The sequence below is a fragment of the Viridibacillus sp. KH_047 genome (assembly GCF_057838945.1).
Genome location: NZ_CM174479.1, coordinates 3,311,869 through 3,331,482 on the forward strand (window position 1 = coordinate 3,311,869; position 19,614 = coordinate 3,331,482).

The 19,614-nt window shown below is 36.3% G+C and carries 17 protein-coding genes; 5 read left to right on the top strand and 12 right to left on the bottom strand.

What is annotated here, in order from left to right; genetic code table 11:
- Positions 1-710 precede the first annotated feature (710 nt).
- A complete protein-coding gene (locus AC3IS5_RS16375; RefSeq protein ID WP_489425343.1) occupies positions 711-2,183 on the bottom strand; it encodes a UDP-N-acetylmuramoyl-L-alanyl-D-glutamate--2,6-diaminopimelate ligase in 1,473 nt (490 codons plus the stop codon).
- Between the two features lie 117 nt (positions 2,184-2,300).
- Here AC3IS5_RS16375 and AC3IS5_RS16380 point away from each other — a divergent pair, with 117 nt between their 5' ends.
- Positions 2,301-3,071: an amino acid kinase family protein gene (locus AC3IS5_RS16380; protein ID WP_489425344.1), complete on the top strand. Its 771-nt coding sequence runs from the start codon at positions 2,301-2,303 to the stop codon at positions 3,069-3,071.
- Here the strand turns inward: AC3IS5_RS16380 and AC3IS5_RS16385 are convergent.
- Positions 3,038-4,108, bottom strand: a complete 1,071-nt coding sequence (locus AC3IS5_RS16385) for a CAP domain-containing protein (RefSeq protein WP_489425345.1) — start codon at positions 4,106-4,108, stop codon at positions 3,038-3,040. The two genes, AC3IS5_RS16380 and AC3IS5_RS16385, sit on opposite strands and share 34 nt — an antisense overlap.
- Before the next feature lie 146 nt (positions 4,109-4,254).
- Here AC3IS5_RS16385 and AC3IS5_RS16390 point away from each other — a divergent pair, with 146 nt between their 5' ends.
- Both AC3IS5_RS16390 and ytvI read left to right on the top strand, forming a co-directional pair.
- The gene (locus AC3IS5_RS16390) at positions 4,255-4,620 is read left to right on the top strand and encodes a YugN family protein (RefSeq protein WP_489425346.1); all 366 of its coding nucleotides are present in this window, start codon (positions 4,255-4,257) and stop codon (positions 4,618-4,620) included.
- A 103-nt stretch (positions 4,621-4,723) separates the two neighbouring features.
- Entirely contained in the window at positions 4,724-5,779 is a 1,056-nt protein-coding gene (ytvI, locus tag AC3IS5_RS16395) for a sporulation integral membrane protein YtvI (protein ID WP_489425347.1), read from the top strand.
- A 45-nt stretch (positions 5,780-5,824) separates the two neighbouring features.
- Here the strand turns inward: ytvI and AC3IS5_RS16400 are convergent, their stop codons facing one another.
- The 7 genes from AC3IS5_RS16400 to cyoE form a co-directional block, all read right to left on the bottom strand.
- A complete protein-coding gene (locus tag AC3IS5_RS16400; RefSeq protein ID WP_489425348.1) occupies positions 5,825-6,286 on the bottom strand; it encodes a DUF420 domain-containing protein in 462 nt (153 codons plus the stop codon).
- A gap of 29 nt (positions 6,287-6,315) precedes the next feature.
- A complete protein-coding gene (gene ctaG / locus AC3IS5_RS16405) occupies positions 6,316-7,236 on the bottom strand; it encodes a cytochrome c oxidase assembly factor CtaG (protein WP_489425349.1) in 921 nt (306 codons plus the stop codon).
- 474 nt (positions 7,237-7,710) lie between these two features.
- Entirely contained in the window at positions 7,711-8,043 is a 333-nt protein-coding gene (locus AC3IS5_RS16410; protein WP_038183700.1) for a cytochrome C oxidase subunit IV family protein, read from the bottom strand.
- Positions 8,043-8,669, bottom strand: coding sequence for a cytochrome (ubi)quinol oxidase subunit III (locus AC3IS5_RS16415; RefSeq protein ID WP_038183699.1), 627 nt, complete (start codon positions 8,667-8,669; stop codon positions 8,043-8,045). The genes AC3IS5_RS16410 and AC3IS5_RS16415 overlap by 1 nt, the downstream gene beginning before the upstream one ends.
- The gene (ctaD, locus tag AC3IS5_RS16420; RefSeq protein ID WP_489425350.1) at positions 8,669-10,540 is read right to left on the bottom strand and encodes a cytochrome c oxidase subunit I; all 1,872 of its coding nucleotides are present in this window, start codon (positions 10,538-10,540) and stop codon (positions 8,669-8,671) included. The genes AC3IS5_RS16415 and ctaD overlap by 1 nt, the downstream gene beginning before the upstream one ends.
- A gap of 34 nt (positions 10,541-10,574) precedes the next feature.
- Positions 10,575-11,660 carry a cytochrome c oxidase subunit II gene (coxB, locus tag AC3IS5_RS16425; RefSeq protein WP_489425351.1) on the bottom strand — a complete coding sequence of 362 codons (1,086 nt, stop codon included), beginning with the start codon at positions 11,658-11,660 and terminating at the stop codon, positions 10,575-10,577.
- 96 nt (positions 11,661-11,756) lie between these two features.
- Complete coding sequence (cyoE, locus tag AC3IS5_RS16430) at positions 11,757-12,674, bottom strand: heme o synthase (RefSeq protein ID WP_489425352.1); 918 nt, start codon at positions 12,672-12,674, stop codon at positions 11,757-11,759.
- Positions 12,675-12,987: 313 nt separating this feature from the next.
- On the opposite strand from cyoE, the gene AC3IS5_RS16435 reads away from it, so the two are divergent.
- Complete coding sequence (locus AC3IS5_RS16435; protein ID WP_489425353.1) at positions 12,988-13,908, top strand: COX15/CtaA family protein; 921 nt, start codon at positions 12,988-12,990, stop codon at positions 13,906-13,908.
- Between the two features lie 61 nt (positions 13,909-13,969).
- On the opposite strand, the gene pyc is transcribed toward AC3IS5_RS16435, so the two are convergent.
- The 3 genes from pyc to AC3IS5_RS16450 form a co-directional block, all read right to left on the bottom strand.
- Positions 13,970-17,401 carry a pyruvate carboxylase gene (gene pyc / locus AC3IS5_RS16440; RefSeq protein WP_489425354.1) on the bottom strand — a complete coding sequence of 1,144 codons (3,432 nt, stop codon included), beginning with the start codon at positions 17,399-17,401 and terminating at the stop codon, positions 13,970-13,972.
- Positions 17,402-17,413: 12 nt separating this feature from the next.
- On the bottom strand, positions 17,414-18,583 hold the full coding sequence (locus tag AC3IS5_RS16445) for an FtsW/RodA/SpoVE family cell cycle protein (RefSeq protein WP_489425355.1): 1,170 nt from the start codon (positions 18,581-18,583) through the stop codon (positions 17,414-17,416).
- 66 nt (positions 18,584-18,649) lie between these two features.
- Positions 18,650-18,931, bottom strand: coding sequence for an Fpa/YlaN family protein (locus tag AC3IS5_RS16450; RefSeq protein ID WP_038183678.1), 282 nt, complete (start codon positions 18,929-18,931; stop codon positions 18,650-18,652).
- Between the two features lie 178 nt (positions 18,932-19,109).
- Here AC3IS5_RS16450 and AC3IS5_RS16455 point away from each other — a divergent pair, with 178 nt between their 5' ends.
- Positions 19,110-19,610, top strand: a complete 501-nt coding sequence (locus AC3IS5_RS16455) for a peptidyl-prolyl cis-trans isomerase (protein WP_489425356.1) — start codon at positions 19,110-19,112, stop codon at positions 19,608-19,610.
- Positions 19,611-19,614: the final 4 nt, after the last annotated feature.

Here is a 19,614-nt window from a genome sequence, read left to right on the forward strand (position 1 = left end):
ATACCCCTCCGATAAAATAGTGTCTTTGCATCATATTCAAGGCGCATTACTTGTACGACAATTAAAAAAAGAAAATTCTAAGAATAATTAAACCTAGCTCTTATAATTTAATATTAAAGGATTTTTCATCTTCACCATTAATAAATCGATTTATCGAAATAATTACTAAACAATAAAAAAACGAAGGATGTCAATTTTCATCCTCCGTCTTGATACTAGTTATTTTAAACAGGTACATCTAGATCTAGGTCAATCAATCTTAATAAATTTATAAGTAAAGTCGAATACTTTGATTTCTACTGTTATAACATAAAAAAATGTGGAGTATTCTGTATAAATAGGATCTTTCTGTTATTTATTCAATGAGTTTCTCTATAGTTGAGTAGCAATTACTTCACGTTATTTTATCGAATACTTCAGAAACACTTGATATAGCATTAGAACAATTTCACTTGCTATTCAAAATATCTTAAAGTTATAAAATGGTAATGTCATGACAAGTGCTAAATTTATATAGAAATACACGCCAATCACGTTGTATCAGATGGTTACCATGTTAATACGAGTAATCTAACAATGCATTATGTGAAAATCTTTAATCAAAATACATTATTTGCAAAACTCAATCTATTCATCAAAGTAGTCGCACTATGGTACTCGAATCTTCAATTAAAAAGGAAGTTGGTTAACATACTGCATTCGCAACTGGCTCATTTTTCGTCATTGAGCCTAGTTTTTAATAGTTTTATATATTCTTTAGCAATTTCAAAATCTGAAAATGGGACTACCTCATTACCAATTATTTGAGTCGTTTCATGCCCCTTTCCAGCGATTAAAACAGTATCACCAGGATTAGCCTCAGCTATTGCACTTTCTATCGCTTGTTTTCGATTAATTTTAATTGCATACGGGGTCAGGTCAATGCCCTGTGCAATTTGCGCAATGATAATATCCGCTTGTTCTCTACGAGGATTGTCACTTGTTAACCATATTTTATGAGCAAAACTATCTGCTACTTTCCCCATTTCACGACGTTTTCCATGATCCCGATCTCCCCCGCAGCCAAAAACAACTATTAGTCTCTTTTGAGATATTAATTTAAGAGATTGTAAAATAGCTGCAAGAGCACTCGGTGTATGAGCGTAGTCAATGACGATTCGTATACCGAGATCATTCTCTACTTCTTGTTGTCTTCCTGAAGGCAATATGAGGTAAGGAATACTTGGAGCAATGATTTGGAGCGGATATCCAAGTTGTTGTACAGTTGCCACTGCTGCTAATACATTTTGTTGGTGGTGCTCTCCTACAAATGGCATCGTTAGTTCAACTGGATTTTCCAAATACTGCACAAGTAAAACGGTGGAAGTACCATTTATCTCTTTATGAATGACGCTAATGTCCGCTGTTCGATGTCGACCAAAAGTAAAGGATCTTACATGATGTTGTTTCATATTTAAACAAAATGGATCGTCGGCATTAACGATTATTTTATTTGCTAAAGTAGCCAATTTTCTCTTGGCTAATTCATACTTCTCCTTACTGCCATGTTCATCATAATGGTCTCTACTCACATTTAAATATACGCCGTAGTCAATTGGGCAATGATCTAATCGATGTTGCGACAATCCTAAAGAAGATGCTTCTATAATAATATACTTCACGCCCAATTCAACGCATTGCGAAAAAATCGGGTACAAATAGGTTGGAGGTGGTGTGGTCATAGATGAAGTATTCTGATCCTGACGCTCACCATTTATCCATAATCCTAATGTGCCAAGTACAGCTACTTTAGCTCCAAGCTTTTGTAATATCTGCCCAATAAAATGCGTTACAGTTGTCTTGCCATTTGTTCCGGTTACCCCAATGACAGTCAATAACTCAATTTTATCCCCTACAACAGCTTTACATGCATAGGATAAAAATGTTGAACAGTCAGGTACCCAAACATGAGGAACTTCTGAATGTTCAATTGGCTGGTCTTGATCATACACAATGGCTACTGCTCCTTTTGCCACTGCTTCGGAAACAAAGTGCCAACCATTATGCTGCTTTCCTTTCCTTGCAACGAAAATATTACCTGGCTGGATTTGTTCTGCAACATCAGTTATTCCACTTATTTCTACACGTATCGAGCCGCCCTGTACTTCACAAGGCCAATCCTTAATAAGCTCTGCTAAGATCAACTGCTTTCCTCCTGCACGTTTTTAACATCATCGAATACATTATTACAATCCGCTATTCACTTGTATGGTATGAAGAGAGTGCACAAAATGACACGAAGAAAGATGGGAGTATTCACTATGATTATTCAAAAGTTTGGTGGAATCGCAATGCAATCCGAAGCTTCGCGTAAACATTGCATCCTTCATATACGTAAGGCTATTCATAAATTTGAAAAGGCAGTTATTGTTGTTTCAGCTATGGGCCGCGGTGGAGATGCTTATGCCACTGACACATTGTTAACCTTAACAAGTGCTTTTAAAAACGATTCTAAATCAAAAGACCTCGTTGCAGCATGTGGCGAAATGATTGCCGCAGCTGTCATTTCAGCAGAACTAGAACAAAGTGGTATCGATAATACGTTGTTATATGGTCAAGGGATTGGCATTGAGACATCCGATAACTTTGGTGACGCAGAAATTCATGCTGTTCACACAACAGCTATAGAAAAAGCATTAAGTGAGACTTCTTGCGTCATCGTCCCTGGTTTTCAAGGTACCACTGCAGAGGGTGATATTACTACGTTAGGACGTGGCGGTAGTGATTTAACCGCGGCGCTACTTGGAGCTGCCTTGAAGGCACAATTTATTGAATACTATAAAGACGTCCCTGGAGTGATGACTTACAATCCTAAAAATAATGCTAACGCAGAATTAATTTCGAAATTAACGTATCCCGAATTCCATGAATTACTCAATGATAGCCATCCAATAGTGCAAAAAAAAGCAGCGGAGACGGCAGAAAAGCACCATCTCACACTGCATATTCGAAATACTTTTTCTATGGACCAAGGAACACTAATCATACCTGCTATTCATCATGGCTCATCCGATATACTATCTATACTTTGAATAAACACCTGTGAAAAGTGTTTACCAAAAGCACCTGAGCCAAGCTGATTATAATCTTCATTTAATAATGTGTCTCGATGTTTCTCTGAATTAAGTAATCCATTAATTGCTTCAGGTGCATCTAAGTAGTCCTCCGCAATATTTTCTGCTGCCATATCAAAATTAACAACTGCATTTTTTAATCGCTCTTTTAAAGTATCTTGCTGAACGCCCTCTTTTGAAAAATTGCCAAGTGCTAAACTTGCAGCATGACTTTGAGCAATACTATTTAAATCAATTGCTGCGTTTAAAGCTTGCAAACCTTTTTGAGTACGATAAACGTTCGTCAAATCAAAAAGTTGTCGCTGATTCGCTAAATCTATTTCAACTTGTAAATAAGATGAAGGTACGTTTGGTGTAATCATGTCTCCGACATATGTCATATCATAAGGTTGCTGTTTCACAAGTGTTTCTCCATCTATGAAGCGTACTGCCTGTAAGGTTCGATCTGTAGCATCAAAATACATTTGTGCATATAAACCATCATACATCGTTAAAATACGTGTTTTCATATCTTCTTCATCTAAAATAAAAGTGTAAATATTTTCATCAATTTGCACATTGACTTCCGTATCAATAATAGTAGATCGATATATATCATCTAAAGACTGACCTATTTTAAAAGGTGTCGCTGCACCATTAACACCGGCAATATACACTTGTGTTACTTTACGTCCCTCTACACCAACCATTAAATAATCATCATAACCCTCATCGTATACCCACCATTCATAGCCGTAAGCAGAAGGTTCTACTCGGCTTGGCTTGCCTTTTAATTTTTCTAATGCATTAGTAGACTTTCCTACTAATGTAGATAACCCATCTTTTGGTCTAGGTATGGCCTTATCGTTCACATTTGGAACATCTTGATTAGGTATTACTTTTCCTTGTGAATTTGGAGCTGTTAATAGTTCATTTTCCTTTACGGACTGATTTGTATAGAAGAAAACAACTAATATAGCTGCTAATATAACTAATATTCGAAATAACGCTTTCACATGGCCTCTCCCCAATTTGTTTAGTTATTTTATTATACCAATTGCCGTGATGTATTCACAATGTTGTCATTGCAACCGATGCATTTTTGCTCTATTATAAAATGGAACGTATATATGGTACGATGAGTCAAAGGAGGACGAAATTTATGTATTTCGAAAATACAGGACTTGAAAACACTTTAGCTGACATTACACTTCTTGATGATCTTATGCGCGAACATGGTTTAATCCGTGCTACAGGCTGGGACTACGAACGCGTAACTTGGGACAGACGCTTTGATGTACGTGAAGGTACATTCTACCTACGTGTATTCGGCTTCACAAAAGACGGTGACATCGGCGCAAATGATGCAATGATTACACTATTAAAACCAGCTCTAGGTAAACACTACTTCCCACACGGCGTAGAATATGGTGAAGGTGAAGTATTCCCTGCTCATCTAGTAAAATCTTGCCAAGAAATTTTGAAATCTCTTGAAAAACAAATTAAATCATTTGAAATTCATTCTTAATAGTTTTATTGAAGTGCTGGTATCTTTCAGCACTTTTTTTATTGGATAAAAATTAGAAATTTATCCATACTATGAGCGTAAATTTAAAAGATAGGTGATTTGATTGGCTAAATCCAATTTTTTTAGTATATTAAAAAAAATCTTACTAACTATTATAGTTCTATTACTATTATACATTTTGATTCCAGCATCTATACCAATTTTACTATCCCTTGTGACTGCTCTGTTGCTTGAGCCACTTATTCAACTTCTACAACGAAAGTGGATTAAATCTAGACGATTCTCAGTCATCATTTTATTCTCTCTCTTTTTAATCGTATTATCAAGCATCCTGTACTTCGCCATTACAAATGCTATCACACAAGTCTCTCATTTATCAAAAATAGCTCCTGAACTTTTCGACCAATTAACCGCCTCTTGGATGAACCTTCAAAATCGATTAGCGAAGATTACTCACGATCTACCTATTGAAGTAATTACTGAAATTCAACTTGGTATTGACAGAGTCATTGAAAGACTTCAATCCTCATTTATCGAATTCTTTAGCTACGATAGGTTAAAAATGATCGTATCTAAGCTACCGTTTTTTTTACTCAATTTACTTGTTTATATGTTTGCTCTATTTTTATTTATGTCTGAAATGCCGAAACTCAAAAAAAAATTTAATTCATATATCTCTCAAAAGAAGGCAGAAAAGTGGAAAGTACTTTTTCAAAAACTCCATATTGTATTATTTGGTTATATTAAAGCTGAATTAATCGTTAGCTTATCCGTTTTAGTTGTTACTTTTTGCGCTTTACTATTCATCGTTCCGAAATACGCCATTATTATGGCTTTAATCATTTGGTTTGTCGATTTATTACCTATTTTAGGTGCCATTGTTATATTAGCTCCTTGGGCCATTTACGCTATGCTTACTGGTCAAATGGCAATGGGTATCAAGTTGGCAGCATTAGCGGTTGTCATTATTATTCTCCGCCAAATATTAGAGACCAAGGTTATGAGTGCTCAAATCGGATTACCTCCACTTGCTACATTAATCAGTATGTATATCGGCTTACAATTATTTGGGTTCTTAGGTTTTTTTATAGGTCCATTAATTGTCATGGTATTTATAACAGCTAAGGAAGCTGGATTACTAAGTAAATTTATCAAATAAAAAAGCTGTTCCCCCAAAAAATAATAAGGGAACAGCTTTTTAGCTTTAATTACTTAAAATAGCTTTAATAACTGAAGTTGTTTCTCCACCTTTGTATAATACATAAAGTAATGTATATACTGCTACGCCTGTAATGGCTGTGAAGAACCAAATCACACTTGTAATTGGTCCAATTTTACGATGACGTACTAGGTTATTTTTGAATCCTGATAATAATGTTACGATTCCGAAAACGGCACCTGTAGTTGCCAAGCAGATATGGAATATAAGGAAAATCGTATAATAGATTTTCAAATTATCAGGTCCACCAAATGCTGTATTACCAATAAATACAGTACGTGATACGTAGATGATAAAGAATATTAATGCTGAAATTGCAGCTGCAATCATTGTTTTCTTATGCGCTTCAATTTTTCTTTGCTTAATTAGTGCCCAACCAATTGCTACTAAGATAGCACTTAATGCAATAAAGGTTGTACTAATTGTAGGTAAAATAGGTACATTCATGCGTTTTTCTCCTAACAATCTTTTTGTAATTAGTGATATTGATTAGCATTTAGCTGTTGTCTTTCCAATAAAGCTTTTTGCGTAATTTCTTCCGCGTTTTCTTGTTCATTACGATACCATCTAACAAATACTTTACCTAATACAGCTGCAAAGATAATTTCTTGAATAATCTTCATGATGATTCCGCCTAGCTGTTGATCGTACAAAGGATCCATATTTGTAAATAATTCAGGCCCCGATAATGATAATCCTGCTAATGTTGATACAGGCACACATAATTCCATTGCTTTCATCCACAATTCGCCATCTGTATATGTAGCATAGAATGGAGATGAAGCAAAAATAATTAACGCACAAGCAGGCGTGATAAGAACCGCATTCCCGATAATATAGCCAACTTTGTGTAAGTCCTTCATACGAGGTTGTCCCTCTACAGAATTAATAAGTGGCCAGTACATAAATAATGCTGATACGAACAGCAGTAATGTATACAGTCCATGTATCGTTTCATTTAGTTTTATATAGTCCAAAATCATTGGAATATGATAAAAAGAGAATAATGCAACGAAAAATGCTAAAGCAAACATGGGCTTAGTCATAAAATGAAATACAGGTTTGATATACGGTAATTCAATAACATACTTCCATAACCAATTTGGAATCCCTTGAATCAAGAAAATCGGTATTAATAGAAGTAGTAAAGCCATTTGCACCATATGCATTGCAAACATAATATGAGCCATTAAATCGACTGGCGAACCCATAACAATATATATCAAAATCATACTGATTACGAAATTGATCGCCTCACGTTTCTTCAAAGGTTCACTTACTTTGAAGTCTGTTCTCCATTTAACAGTAATAAGAAAATATAGTACAGTTAAAAACAAAATGACGCCTATTAAATAAGGGCTCCACATTGCTTGAAATCCAAATATACTCAGAGGCATAGTATTTCGCTCCTTTAGTCTCAATACTTCCATTATAAGTCCCAACCCCACGAACTTCAATGAACGAATCATGACAATTTATTATTAAATGCTTCAGGCGCTCGTTCAGCTACGAAACACGTTGGAGGACGGAAGCCAAAGTCGCCTTTAGACTTTGAGCGCCCGGCCGAAACGTCGCGAGTAGCTAGCGCCTGAAGCTGGATATCTCAGTTAATGCTTTGCGTGTTTGTTTTAAGGAACGTAACCTAAGTTCGCGGCGTCCTGCTGCAACGGTTACGTGACCCACATCCTGTGGGCCCTCGACAAGCTCTGGAATTTTCGAATCAAAGTCATCTCTTCTGATTTTGACTGTGAGAACAAAAACGATTCGAGACTTTATACTTAAAGCTTGATTGCATCTTCCAGCTTCAAACACTATCTAGCAAAAAAGCAAAAAACCGAGCCTGTAATAGACTCGGTTTTTTGCTCTGGTTCTTACCACCAAATGATTGTTACAAAAGCAAGAATCATTGTAAAAGCGATGAATGCAGCAGAGTACATGAAGAATTGTGCCATTCCATGACCTTTTTCGCTCCAGTGCATAAAGTAATACAATTGTAGCGCTACTTGTACAGCCGCAAATAATAAGATAAGTGGTGCAACTAAGTAAGCAGACATTCCTGCTTGAACTGCAGCAAATGCGATGAATGTTAAGAAAATCATAATCGCAAATACTGTTACTTGATTACGCATACCTTGGTTTGCGCGTTTACGAGCATATTCATACTCGTGTTTACTTCTTGTACGTGCTTCAACGTCATGTGACATTAACCCAACACTCCCATCAAGTAAACTACAGTGAAGATGAATACCCAAACTACGTCGATAAAGTGCCAGTATAATGAAGCTAAGTAGTACTTAGGCGCATTATAAAGGTTTAAGCCACGTTTAGAGTTACGTAGCATTAACAGGATAAACCAAGCTAAACCTAGAATTACGTGCAATCCGTGAGTACCTACTAAAGTGTAGAATGAAGAACCGAATGCACTTTGAGTAAATGTAAAGCCAAGGTGTACATAGTGATAGAACTCATAAATTTCAAGACCAAGGAATCCTAAACCTAATAAAACAGTTACGATTAACCAAGCTTGCATCGCTTTGAAATTATAGTTTTTCATATGATACATAGCATAAACACTTGTTAATGAAGAAGTTAAAAGTAACATCGTCATAATGAAAGCAAGTGGTAACTCAAAAAGACTTTGAGTTGAGAATTCCATTCCAGCTGGCCCTTTATTTTTTAGCGCTAAGAAAGTCGCAAATAAAGTCGCGAATAAAACTGTTTCACCACCAAGGAAAATCCAAAAACCAAGTGTTTTGTTTTTCCCTTCAAGTGTAGAGTTCTCGGGATGTGCTGGCCAAGATTGTGGGGTAAATTTCTTATTTAAATCCATTAGTGTTTACCCCCTTTTTCATTCATTAATTCCTCTTTATGAATATGATAACCTAAATCATCTTTAAGAGAACGAACAATCATTGAAGCGAATGTAATCGCTAAACCAATAATTAAAACTGGAATTGACCATGTTTTATCTGCATCTTGGTGATAAAGTGCACCAAATGCTGCAACGAATAAACCAAATGAAATCATGAATGGAATGAATGAGTTGTTTGGCATATGGATATCTGAAATTGGTTCAGCATATGTCATACCCTCTTTGTTTCCTTCCATTTTTTCAATCCAAAAAGTATCTAATCCACGAACAAGTGGAGTTTGTTTAAAGTTATAATATGGTACTGGTTGTGGAATAGCCCACTCAAGAGTACGTCCATCTTTCCATGGATCGCGTCCTGCTGGTTCATTTTTAATAGCAGTGATAATTACGTTTACTACTAGTAAAATAACACCGATTGCCATTAAGAAAGCACCAACCGTACTAATTAAGTTGAATTGGTCCCAACCTTGACCGCCCATGAATGTGAACACACGACGTGGCATACCCATTAAACCTAAGAAATGTTGAACAAAGAATGTACAGTGGAACCCAATGAAGAAGAATACAAATGTAATCTTACCAAGGGTTTCATTTAACATTTGGTTAAACATTAAAGGCCAGTAATAATGTGCTGAAGCAAATAATGCTAATACGATACCACCAACGATAACATAGTGGAAGTGAGCTACGATAAAGTAAGAATCATGTAGTTGGTAATCAAGAGGTGCAGATGCTTGCATTACCCCTGTAACCCCACCAGCTACGAACGATGGGATGAAACCTAATGCATAAAGCATTGGTGTTGTAACTTTAATGTTACCGCCCCAAATTGTTAATAACCAGTTAAATACTTTCATACCTGTTGGTACAGCAATCGCCATTGTCGCTACTGCGAAGATTGCGTTTGCAGTTGGTCCAAGACCTACAGTAAACATATGGTGAGCCCATACCATGAAGCCTAAGAAACCGATTAAGATAGTCGCAAATACCATTGAAGAGTATCCGAATAAACGTTTTCTTGCGAATGTCGCGAAAATCTCAGAGAATAAACCGAATGCAGGAAGTATTAAGATATATACTTCAGGGTGACCAAAGATCCAGAATAAGTGCTCCCAGATAACTGTATTACCACCATTAATATGATCAAAGAAGTTCGCATCAAACATACGGTCGAAAATCATGAAGAATAATCCCACAGTAAGTGGAGGGAACGCGAATAAAATTAAAGCAGACGCTACAAATGTAGTCCATGTGAATAATGGCATACGCATATATGTCATACCTGGTGCACGCATGTTAATAATCGTTACAAGGAAGTTAATCCCCGCGATTAGTGTACCCGCACCTGAAATTTGTAAACCTAAAGCATAAAAGTCAATACCATGGCCTGGTGATGCTAGAGATAGTGATGCATAAGAAGTCCAACCTGCATCAGGAGCTCCACCTAAGAACCATGAAAGGTTTAAGAAAATACCACCAAATAAGAATAACCAAAAACCTAAAGAGTTTAGGAATGGGAAAGCAACATCACGTGCACCAATTTGTAGTGGTACAGCGGCGTTCATAAATGCAAACAGCAATGGCATTGCAGCTAAGAATATCATTGTTGTACCATGCATTGTAATAATTTCATTGAAAAGACCCGCACTCACAAAATCATTATCTGGTTTTGCTAGTTGGATACGAATAAGCATTGCTTCTATACCACCGACTACGAAGAAGAACGTACCGGCAATAAGGTAAAGAATGGCGATTTTTTTATGGTCTACTGTTGTTAAGTAGTCCCAGATAGTTGCGCCAAAGCCCTTTTTCTTTGCAGTTGAGCTCACAACTTTAACCTCCCTCAATATGATTTAAATCAAATTATTTTTCTACAGATAGACCCATTAAGTATGCGGCTAAAGCATCAAGCTCTTCATCTGTGAATTCTTTACCATTATTTAAAGCTTTTTCTTCTGGCATTATGTTCCCTGGTTTAAGCTCTTGTGAGTTTTTAATCCAGTCTTTAATACCATCTTCTGAGTGTTCAAGGAAACCAGCAACACGGTTACGATCTCCAAATGCAGCTAAGTTAGGTGCAACTCCGCCTCCAGTACCCTCACCAGAAACTGCGTGACATGTAATACAACTATTAGCGAATACTTGTTCACCTAAATCAGTTGAATTTTTATCAGCTGTTTTCCCTTTAGTAGCTTGCATGTTATCAACCCACTTGTTGAAGTTATCTTGGCTTAATGTTTTAACTTTGAAATCCATTAAAGCATGTGAAGGACCACAAAGCTCAGCACATTTACCATAGAATACTCCGTCTTTCAAACCATCTGATTCTTTATCAAATGTTAAATAGAATTTGTTGATGTTATCAACGTTCGTATCCATTTTACCACCGATTGCTGGAATCCAGAATGAGTGTTTAACGTCAGCAGCTTTTAAATTGAAGTAAACTTTCTGACCTGTCGGTACTACTAATTCTTGTGAGGTTACGATACCTTGTTCAGGGTATTCGAATTCCCACCAATATAATTTAGCAGTTACGTTTACAGTAACCGCTTTCGCGTTACCGTCAGCGTCTTTCGCTTCCATCGCTTTAGTATCAGCAAATTTGTAAGTTAAACTTACAGTCGGAACAGCTAAGATTAATAATAATACGATAGGAATTGCTGTCCAAAGAATTTCTAGTGTATGGCTACCTTCAACTTGTTTTGGAATTGTATTTTCTCCAACTTTTTTACGTCGGAACTTAACAATAGCAAGCACGTAAATGATAACCACTACGATAATAACAAACGTCATAATTGCAGTTGATAATAGCAGTAGATTGTATTGATCTTTACCAACTTGACCCGCTGGAGTTAAAGTTGATAAATACTCTTCGCCACAACCTGAAAGGAAAATCGTTAGTGCTGCTAACAATCCGAATAGACGCCATTTTTTAAGCCCTTTCATCATAGCTTAATTAAACCCCTCTTTCTTTGTTGTATTTACATGTGTAACTAGGACTGTGGTTCATTCTATATGAATTCCTTTTAAGAAAGAATCCCAAAGTTAGGCAAAGACAGAGAAAATTATCATTGAAACAAATAAAATAGTCATATAATTTAATGAATAAATAAACATCTTATTCGCCCATTTTATATCATCTGTCGCTTTAAAACCCGTTAAAGCAAGTGCGAACCAACCAAGGTTCAATACTGTTGCGAGAATAATAAATCCTATTCCGAGCTTCATAAGCAGAAATGGTAGAGGGAATAACAATAATACCCATACTAACATTGAACGTTTAGTTCTTGCAAAGCCTTTAACAACTGGAAGCATAGGAATATTGGCTGCTCTGTATTCTTCAGTACGTTTCATAGCAAGTGCATAAAAATGCGGTGGTTGCCATACAAACATTATCAAAAATAGTGCCAATGCACCAGAACCAAGTGATGGTTCAACAGCAGCCCATCCGATCAGTGGTGGAATAGCTCCTGAGATACTTCCTACAACGGTATTACTTACATGCCTTCTCTTTGACCACATGGAGTACAAGACTACGTAACATAGTATGCCTGCAAGTCCCCACACACCGGCAGCAAAAGATGCCATAAATAACAAAAATTCACCTACAATTAAAAGAGAGAGAGCGATTGTCAATACAAGGCTCGGTTTAAATCTACCCGTAACTGTCGGTCTTGACTTTGTCCGTTTCATTATTGGATCTATATCTTGATCAATGTAATTATTCATCGCCCCAGATCCTGCAATAATGAATGCCGCACCTACTAAAGTAAAGAACATGATATTCAATTCTTGTAAAAAATGTTTATTAGTGAATTGAAAGGCCAACCAAAGTCCTGTAAAAGTAGTAACTAAATTGGAATTAACAATGCCAATTTTGATAAGTGCTAAAAAATCTTTTACTAGTGAACTTGTTTCAGGTTCCGAGTTTCCATTAGCAGACAATATACGACCATTTGACATATTCCCCCTCCTTTCGATTGGTAAGCATATTCCGTTAACCCTACTATAACGAAAAATAGCGTTGATTTCTAGACAGAAAGTGAAATTTCATGTCGAAGGGTTGATGGAACCAGTTTCCATATCTATAGTAAATCATTTTCTTGTTTTAATTGTGAAGGTTCTTGTACGAAATTATGAACAATTTGTGAAATCGTTTTCTCTTTAGAATGACAATATTCTATACAAGTTGTTTTTTGGTCCTATTTTCGCTATCATCAGAAAGGCAGGTACCACCTTTAAAAGGTGATTACTATATATAAAGTAGGTGGCAATTATGCAATATAGTAAATACATGAAATGGTTTGCTGTTGCTGCAACAATTGGAATGTTGCTCATTTTACTGGGCGGAGCACTCGTCACAAAAACTGATAGTGGTATGGGCTGTGGTAGAAACTGGCCTGATTGTAACGGTTCTCTAATACCAAAAGAAATAACTACAGAAGTGTTGATCGAATTTTCCCATCGTGTCGTTACTGGAGCCGTGTCATTTCTTATTTTGATTTTAACAGTTTGGGCTTGGAAAGTATTAGGACATATTCGTGAAGTGAAATTCTTATCTTTCATGGCATTATTCTTCTTGATTGCACAAGCTTTAATCGGTGCTGCTCAAGTTCTATGGGGACAAGGCGATTTTATACTAGCTCTTCATTTTGGTATATCACTTATTTCATTTGCAGCAGTACTCTTACTCACATTAATTATTTTCGAAGTTGACCAAAAATTTGATGCGGACAAGGTCATTATTGGTAATAAGCTAAAGAGACATACAATAGGTGTTACAATCTATTCTTATCTCGTAGTATATACAGGTGCCTTAGTACGTCATACAAATGCGAGCTTAATTTGTCCAGATTGGCCATTATGTAATAACAACGATATTGGATTACCTACTAATTTCTATGAGTGGGTTCAAATGGGTCATCGCTTTGCAGCTGGATTAATCTTTGTATGGATTTTATTCATTGCAATTCATGCTATTAAACATTATAAAGAACAACGTGTCCTCTATTGGGGCTGGATTATCGCACTAATAATAGTTTCTCTTCAAGTGTTAGCGGGTATGGCTGTAGTACTTTCTCGCTTAAATATCGTATTAGCATTACTACATTCACTATTAATCACACTTTTATTTGGTTTATTATGCTATATGATTCTATTATTATCTAGAAGTCGACAAAATCAAAAAAGTAACTAAATATTTTAACTAAACAATATAAAACACGCCTTTGCAAATGCAAAGGCGTGTTTTTTGCTAGTTATTCCATTTCGATTAGTAAATCACCTGTTGAAATTGCATCTCCAGCAGCTACATAAATTTCTTTTATAATGCCGTCCTTAGGTGCTTGAACAGTCGTTTCCATTTTCATAGCTTCTGTAATCAGCAAATGCTCACCGCGTTTTACGGAGCTACCTTTTGAGATAGCTACCTTCAATACTGTACCTGGCATTGTTGCGCCAATTTGATCTGGATTTGCAGGGTCTGCTTTCGCTTTACGATCTCCATCTACCTCAACTGTCATATCTTGAATAATAATTTCACGAGGTTGACCGTTTAACTCAAAGTAAAGGACACGTGTACCATCAAATTGAGCTTCCCCAATGGATACTAGCTTAATGATAAGTGTTTTACCTTTTTCTATCTCAACTTCAATCTCTTCACCCAGTCTTAAACCATATAAGAATGTTGGCGTATCTAATACTGATACATCTCCAAACATATCTACTGTCTTCATGTAATCTTCGAAGACTTTTGGATATAAAGCAGTCGCAAGTACTTCATGACTTGTAATTTGACGATTATATTTTTTAAATAATTCATCGTGAAGTTCTTTTAAATCTATTGGCTCTAATAATTCTCCCGGTCTTACAGTAATCGCTTCACGGTCTTTTAAAATAACTTTTTGTAATTCTTCTGGGAATCCACCATATGGCTGTCCTAAATAACCTTGGAAGAATTCAATTACTGAATCTGGGAAATCAATTGTTTTACCACGTTCAATGACTGATTCTTCATCTAAATCATTTTGAACCATGAATAAAGCCATATCACCTACTACTTTTGAAGAAGGTGTTACTTTAACAACATCTCCAAATAACAAGTTTACGCGGGAATACATGCTTTTCACTTCTTCCCAACGGTCGCCAAGACCGACGCCTTTAGCTTGCTGCTGTAAGTTACTATATTGACCTCCCGGCATTTCATGAACATATATTTCAGAATGCGGGCTATTCATGCCACTTTCAAAGTCACTGTAGTATTTTCGAATATCTTCCCAGTAATAAGATAGTTTTTCTAGACCGTCAATGTCTGCTCTTACTTGTCGTTTGCTACCTTTCATCGCATAGTAAAGTGAATTAGCACTTGGTTGCGATGTTAGACCTGCCATTGAGCCTAGCGCTGTATCAATAATGTCTACGCCTGCTTCAATTGCTTTAGCATACAGATAAATACCATTGCCACTTGTATCATGTGTATGCAAATGAATTGGTAAATCTGTCGATGCCTTTAATTCAGAAATTAAACGATAAGCTGCTTCTGGCTTTAATAAGCCTGCCATGTCTTTAATAGCTAAAATATGGGCCCCAGCAGCCTCTAATTCTTTCGCCATATCTTTATAGTATTGTACTGTATATTTTGCTCTAGAGTCATCTAGGATGTCTCCTGTGTAGCAAATAGCTGCTTCTGCAATCTTACCCGACTGTCTTGTTGCATCAATGGCTACTTCCATACCTTTAATCCAGTTCAAACTGTCGAAAATACGGAACACATCAATTCCTGCATCTGAAGATTTTGAGATAAACTCTCTAATAATATTATCTGAATAGTTTTTATAACCTACTGCGTTCGCACCACGCAGTAGCATTTGGAATAACACGTTTGGCATTTTTTCACGTAGTTTAATTAAACGATCCCATGGGTCCTCTTTTAAGAAACGATATGCAACGTCAAAGGTTGCACCACCCCACATCTCTAGTGAGAAGAAATTATTCATTATTTGTGCTGTTTCATCTGCAATATTGAACATATCACGTGAGCGTACACGAGTCGCCAACAATGATTGGTGTGCATCACGCATAGTCGTATCTGTTAACAATACATCATCTTGCTCTTTAATCCATTGTACAAGACCTTCAGGACCACGTTCATCTAAGATTTGCTTCGTACCAGCTGGAATTGATTGTACAATTTTAATATCTGGTTTATGAGGTTTCGAGAAAATTGGCTTCTGTTGATATTCAATTCCAGGGAAACCATTAACCGTAACATTACCGATATAACTTAATAGTTTTGTACCACGGTCTTTACGTGGAGAGAATAAAAATAGTTCTTGCGTTGTATCGATGAAACTTGTATCAAACTTACCATCTATAAAATTCTGATGACGAACAACATTTTCTAAAAACGGAATATTCGTTTTAATACCACGAATACGGAATTCTTGTAGATTTCGATCCATCTTAGCTGCTGCTTCTTTAAATGTCATTCCCCAAGTTGAAACTTTAACAAGTAATGAATCATAATATGGCGAAATAACTGCGCCTTGGAAGCCGTTACCAGCATCTAAGCGTACTCCAAAACCTCCACTTGAACGATAAACCATCAATTTACCAGTGTCAGGCATGAAATTATTTAATGGATCTTCAGTCGTCACACGCGATTGAATAGCAAATCCGAAAAGTGGGATTTGTGATTGCTCAGGGATGCCAATTTCTTCACTATGTAAAGATAAACCTTCTGCAATTTTAATTTGTGCATGTACAATATCAATCCCAGTAACCATCTCTGTAATCGTATGCTCAACTTGGATACGAGGATTTACTTCGATGAAATAAAATTGGTTACCCGCTACTAAAAATTCTACAGTCCCTGCATTTATGTAGGACACATTTTTCATTAATTTTATTGCAGCCTGGCAAATTTCTTCACGTAATTCAGGAGTTATTGAGTTCGAAGGTGCAATTTCAACAACCTTTTGATGACGACGTTGAATAGAACAATCACGTTCATATAAATGAACAATATTACCTTCTTTGTCTCCTAAAATTTGTACTTCAATGTGCTTTGGCTTGTCTACAAATTTCTCTACATACACATCATCAGATCCAAATGCAGCTTTTGCTTCTGACTTGGCTCTATCATAAGCTTCTAAAGCATCAGCAGCAGAGTGTACAACGCGCATACCGCGTCCTCCACCACCAAGTGCAGCTTTTATCATTAACGGGAATCCATACTGCTCACCAAACGCTAACACCTCATCAATAGATGCAACAGGTCCATCTGTTCCAGGAATTACTGGAATATTAGCTACGACAGCTTGTTCACGAGCTTTTACTTTGTCACCAAACATATCTAAATGATTAGAAGTTGGACCGATGAAAATAACGCCTTCTTCTTCACAACGTTTTGCAAAATCTAAGTTTTCAGATAAAAAACCATAACCGGGGTGGATTGCGTCCACTCCTGCATCTTTTGCTATTGCTAAAATTCCTTCTATATCTAAATATGCATCTATAGGCTTCTTACCATCCCCAACAAGGTACGCTTCATCAGCTTTGTAACGGTGATACGAGCCACTATCCTCTCTCGAATAGATTGCTACTGTTGTAATATTAAGCTCCGTACACGCCCGAAACACGCGAATCGCAATTTCACCACGGTTTGCTACTAGAATTTTTTTAATTGCCATTTCCCTTACCCCCTAGACTTTATTCCTTTCCCTTTTAACAAACATGGAGACATTTATGAGAATCCCCATAGCTAAAGATAACAAAATTATCGAAGTTCCGCCATAACTAATAAAGGGAAGCGGTACACCAGTTAATGGTATAATCCCTGTTAATCCACCGACATTTATGAACGTTTGGAACCCTATCATACTAGCAATACCAGCTGCTATCATTCTTGCCATTGGATCCTTTGTGCGTAAGGCAATAAGCAATGCTCGGATTACAATAAAGCCTAAACCACCTAACACAATTGCGACCCCTAATGTGCCCAATTCTTCTGAAATAATCGCTAAAATAAAATCTGTTTGTGGTTCTGGTAAATAACCCATTTTTTGTACAGATTGACCTAAACCTAGCCCTTTAATGCCTCCAGCACCAATTGCTAAATAACCGTTCACAATTTGATACCCGAAAACCTGCTCGTCCTCAAAAGGATTAAAGAAAGCGTTAATTCGTCCCATTCTTTTCTCAGTAAAAAAACTATCTTTTATAAAGAAAATACCAATTAACGCAATTGTCATACAAACACTTAAAACACCTAGAATTTTACCAAAGGTTTTAATTTTAATTCCGCTCGCTGCAATAACTGAAATAGCGATAAAGAATATAATCATCAGACCCCCTAAATCCGGTTCAAGAAAGACCATAAATCCCGCTGCAAATAAAACGAAAATAGGTGGAATGATAGATTCATTTATATTATCGATTTTTCCTTTTTCATATTTCTTCGTAAAGACTGCAGAAAAATACAATATGATAATAATCTTCACAAACTCAGATGGCTGTATATTTGCAAAACCTAGATTAATCCAACTTTTTGCTCCAGAGTCTCCTGGACTAAAGCCAAAAAAGTAAACTGATAAGAGCGAAACGAACATGACACTCAACATCGCTATAATCACTTTATTTTCTTTATAAATTTTGTATGGAATAAAAGCCCCAACTACAAAAGCAACAGCACCAATACACAAGTTCATAATTTGCTTTTTATAAAAAAAGTCAGCGCTATATCCTAATTGATTCACTGCCCACACCATACTTGCGCTATAAATCATAACAAGTCCAAAAAGACAAAGTAATAAATATGTAAAAAACAGTGGATAATCGAAATTCCTTGCATATCTTTTTAAGTATGTTTTCATGCGAATACCTCTTTTACTCATCTTGTAGCAAAAAAACCCAAACAACTGCGTGTTTGAGTTTTTTACTTATTTCTCTGTAAATGCATCATGCAACACAGATAATTCTTTTTCAAGTGAATCAAGAATCTCTCTTCCCTTTTCACGTTCAAGCAAGCCTAACTTAACTGCAAAATCAATTTCGCGTGATAAGCCAAACATTTGTGTATCTAAAACTTCTTCGTATAGTGGGCATTGTGGCATTGTTAAATGCTCCATCTGTACTCTAATAAGCTTAGCAATTTTATCTGCGTCAGCAATAAGGAGTTCCAATGCCTTCTCCTGATATGAACTTTGCGATTTAGTATCCATGAGGACGCCCCCATTACCTGATATTTCTTCTATTCTATCTTAATAAAGTTTATCTTTTGCGCAGTAAAATTGCAAGTATATAACTATGTAAACCGTATAACCAATTTTATTTCTTTATTAACTACATAAATTAGCTGTATACTGAGATATGGAATGTACTATTCAAGGAGGAATCAACATGGAATCTATCATTCAAATTAAGGGTGCCGTGAATTTTGCTATCACATTAGATCCAACCGTTTGGATTTTTGATGATCGTAAATTAGATCTAGACACATATTTTACTGAAGAACGAGTATTTGTAAACGCTGACGAAGAGTATATGGAAAAAGCAGGTAAACACTGGTCACGTGAAATTATGGAGGGCGCCACATTTCCACCAACTTTAAAATCCGAACGGAAATTTGAGAAAAAACATATGATGACTGGCACATTTGGTATCATATTAAAACCATTCCTTAAAAATGCAGAAATTAAAGATGGCGCAACTACAGTTATTCTAGAATGCCGAGATGGCTCTGAATATAACTTCTCCATAGAAGATGCTGAGGCCCTTATCTTAAAATATAGCCAAGACGGTAAAATGCTGACTGATAACGGTCCTGTTTATGTACTCAACGGTGACGGTTCAAATGTAGATAACCCAATTAAAGGTCTTGTAGCGATTCGAGTAGAATAGGAGG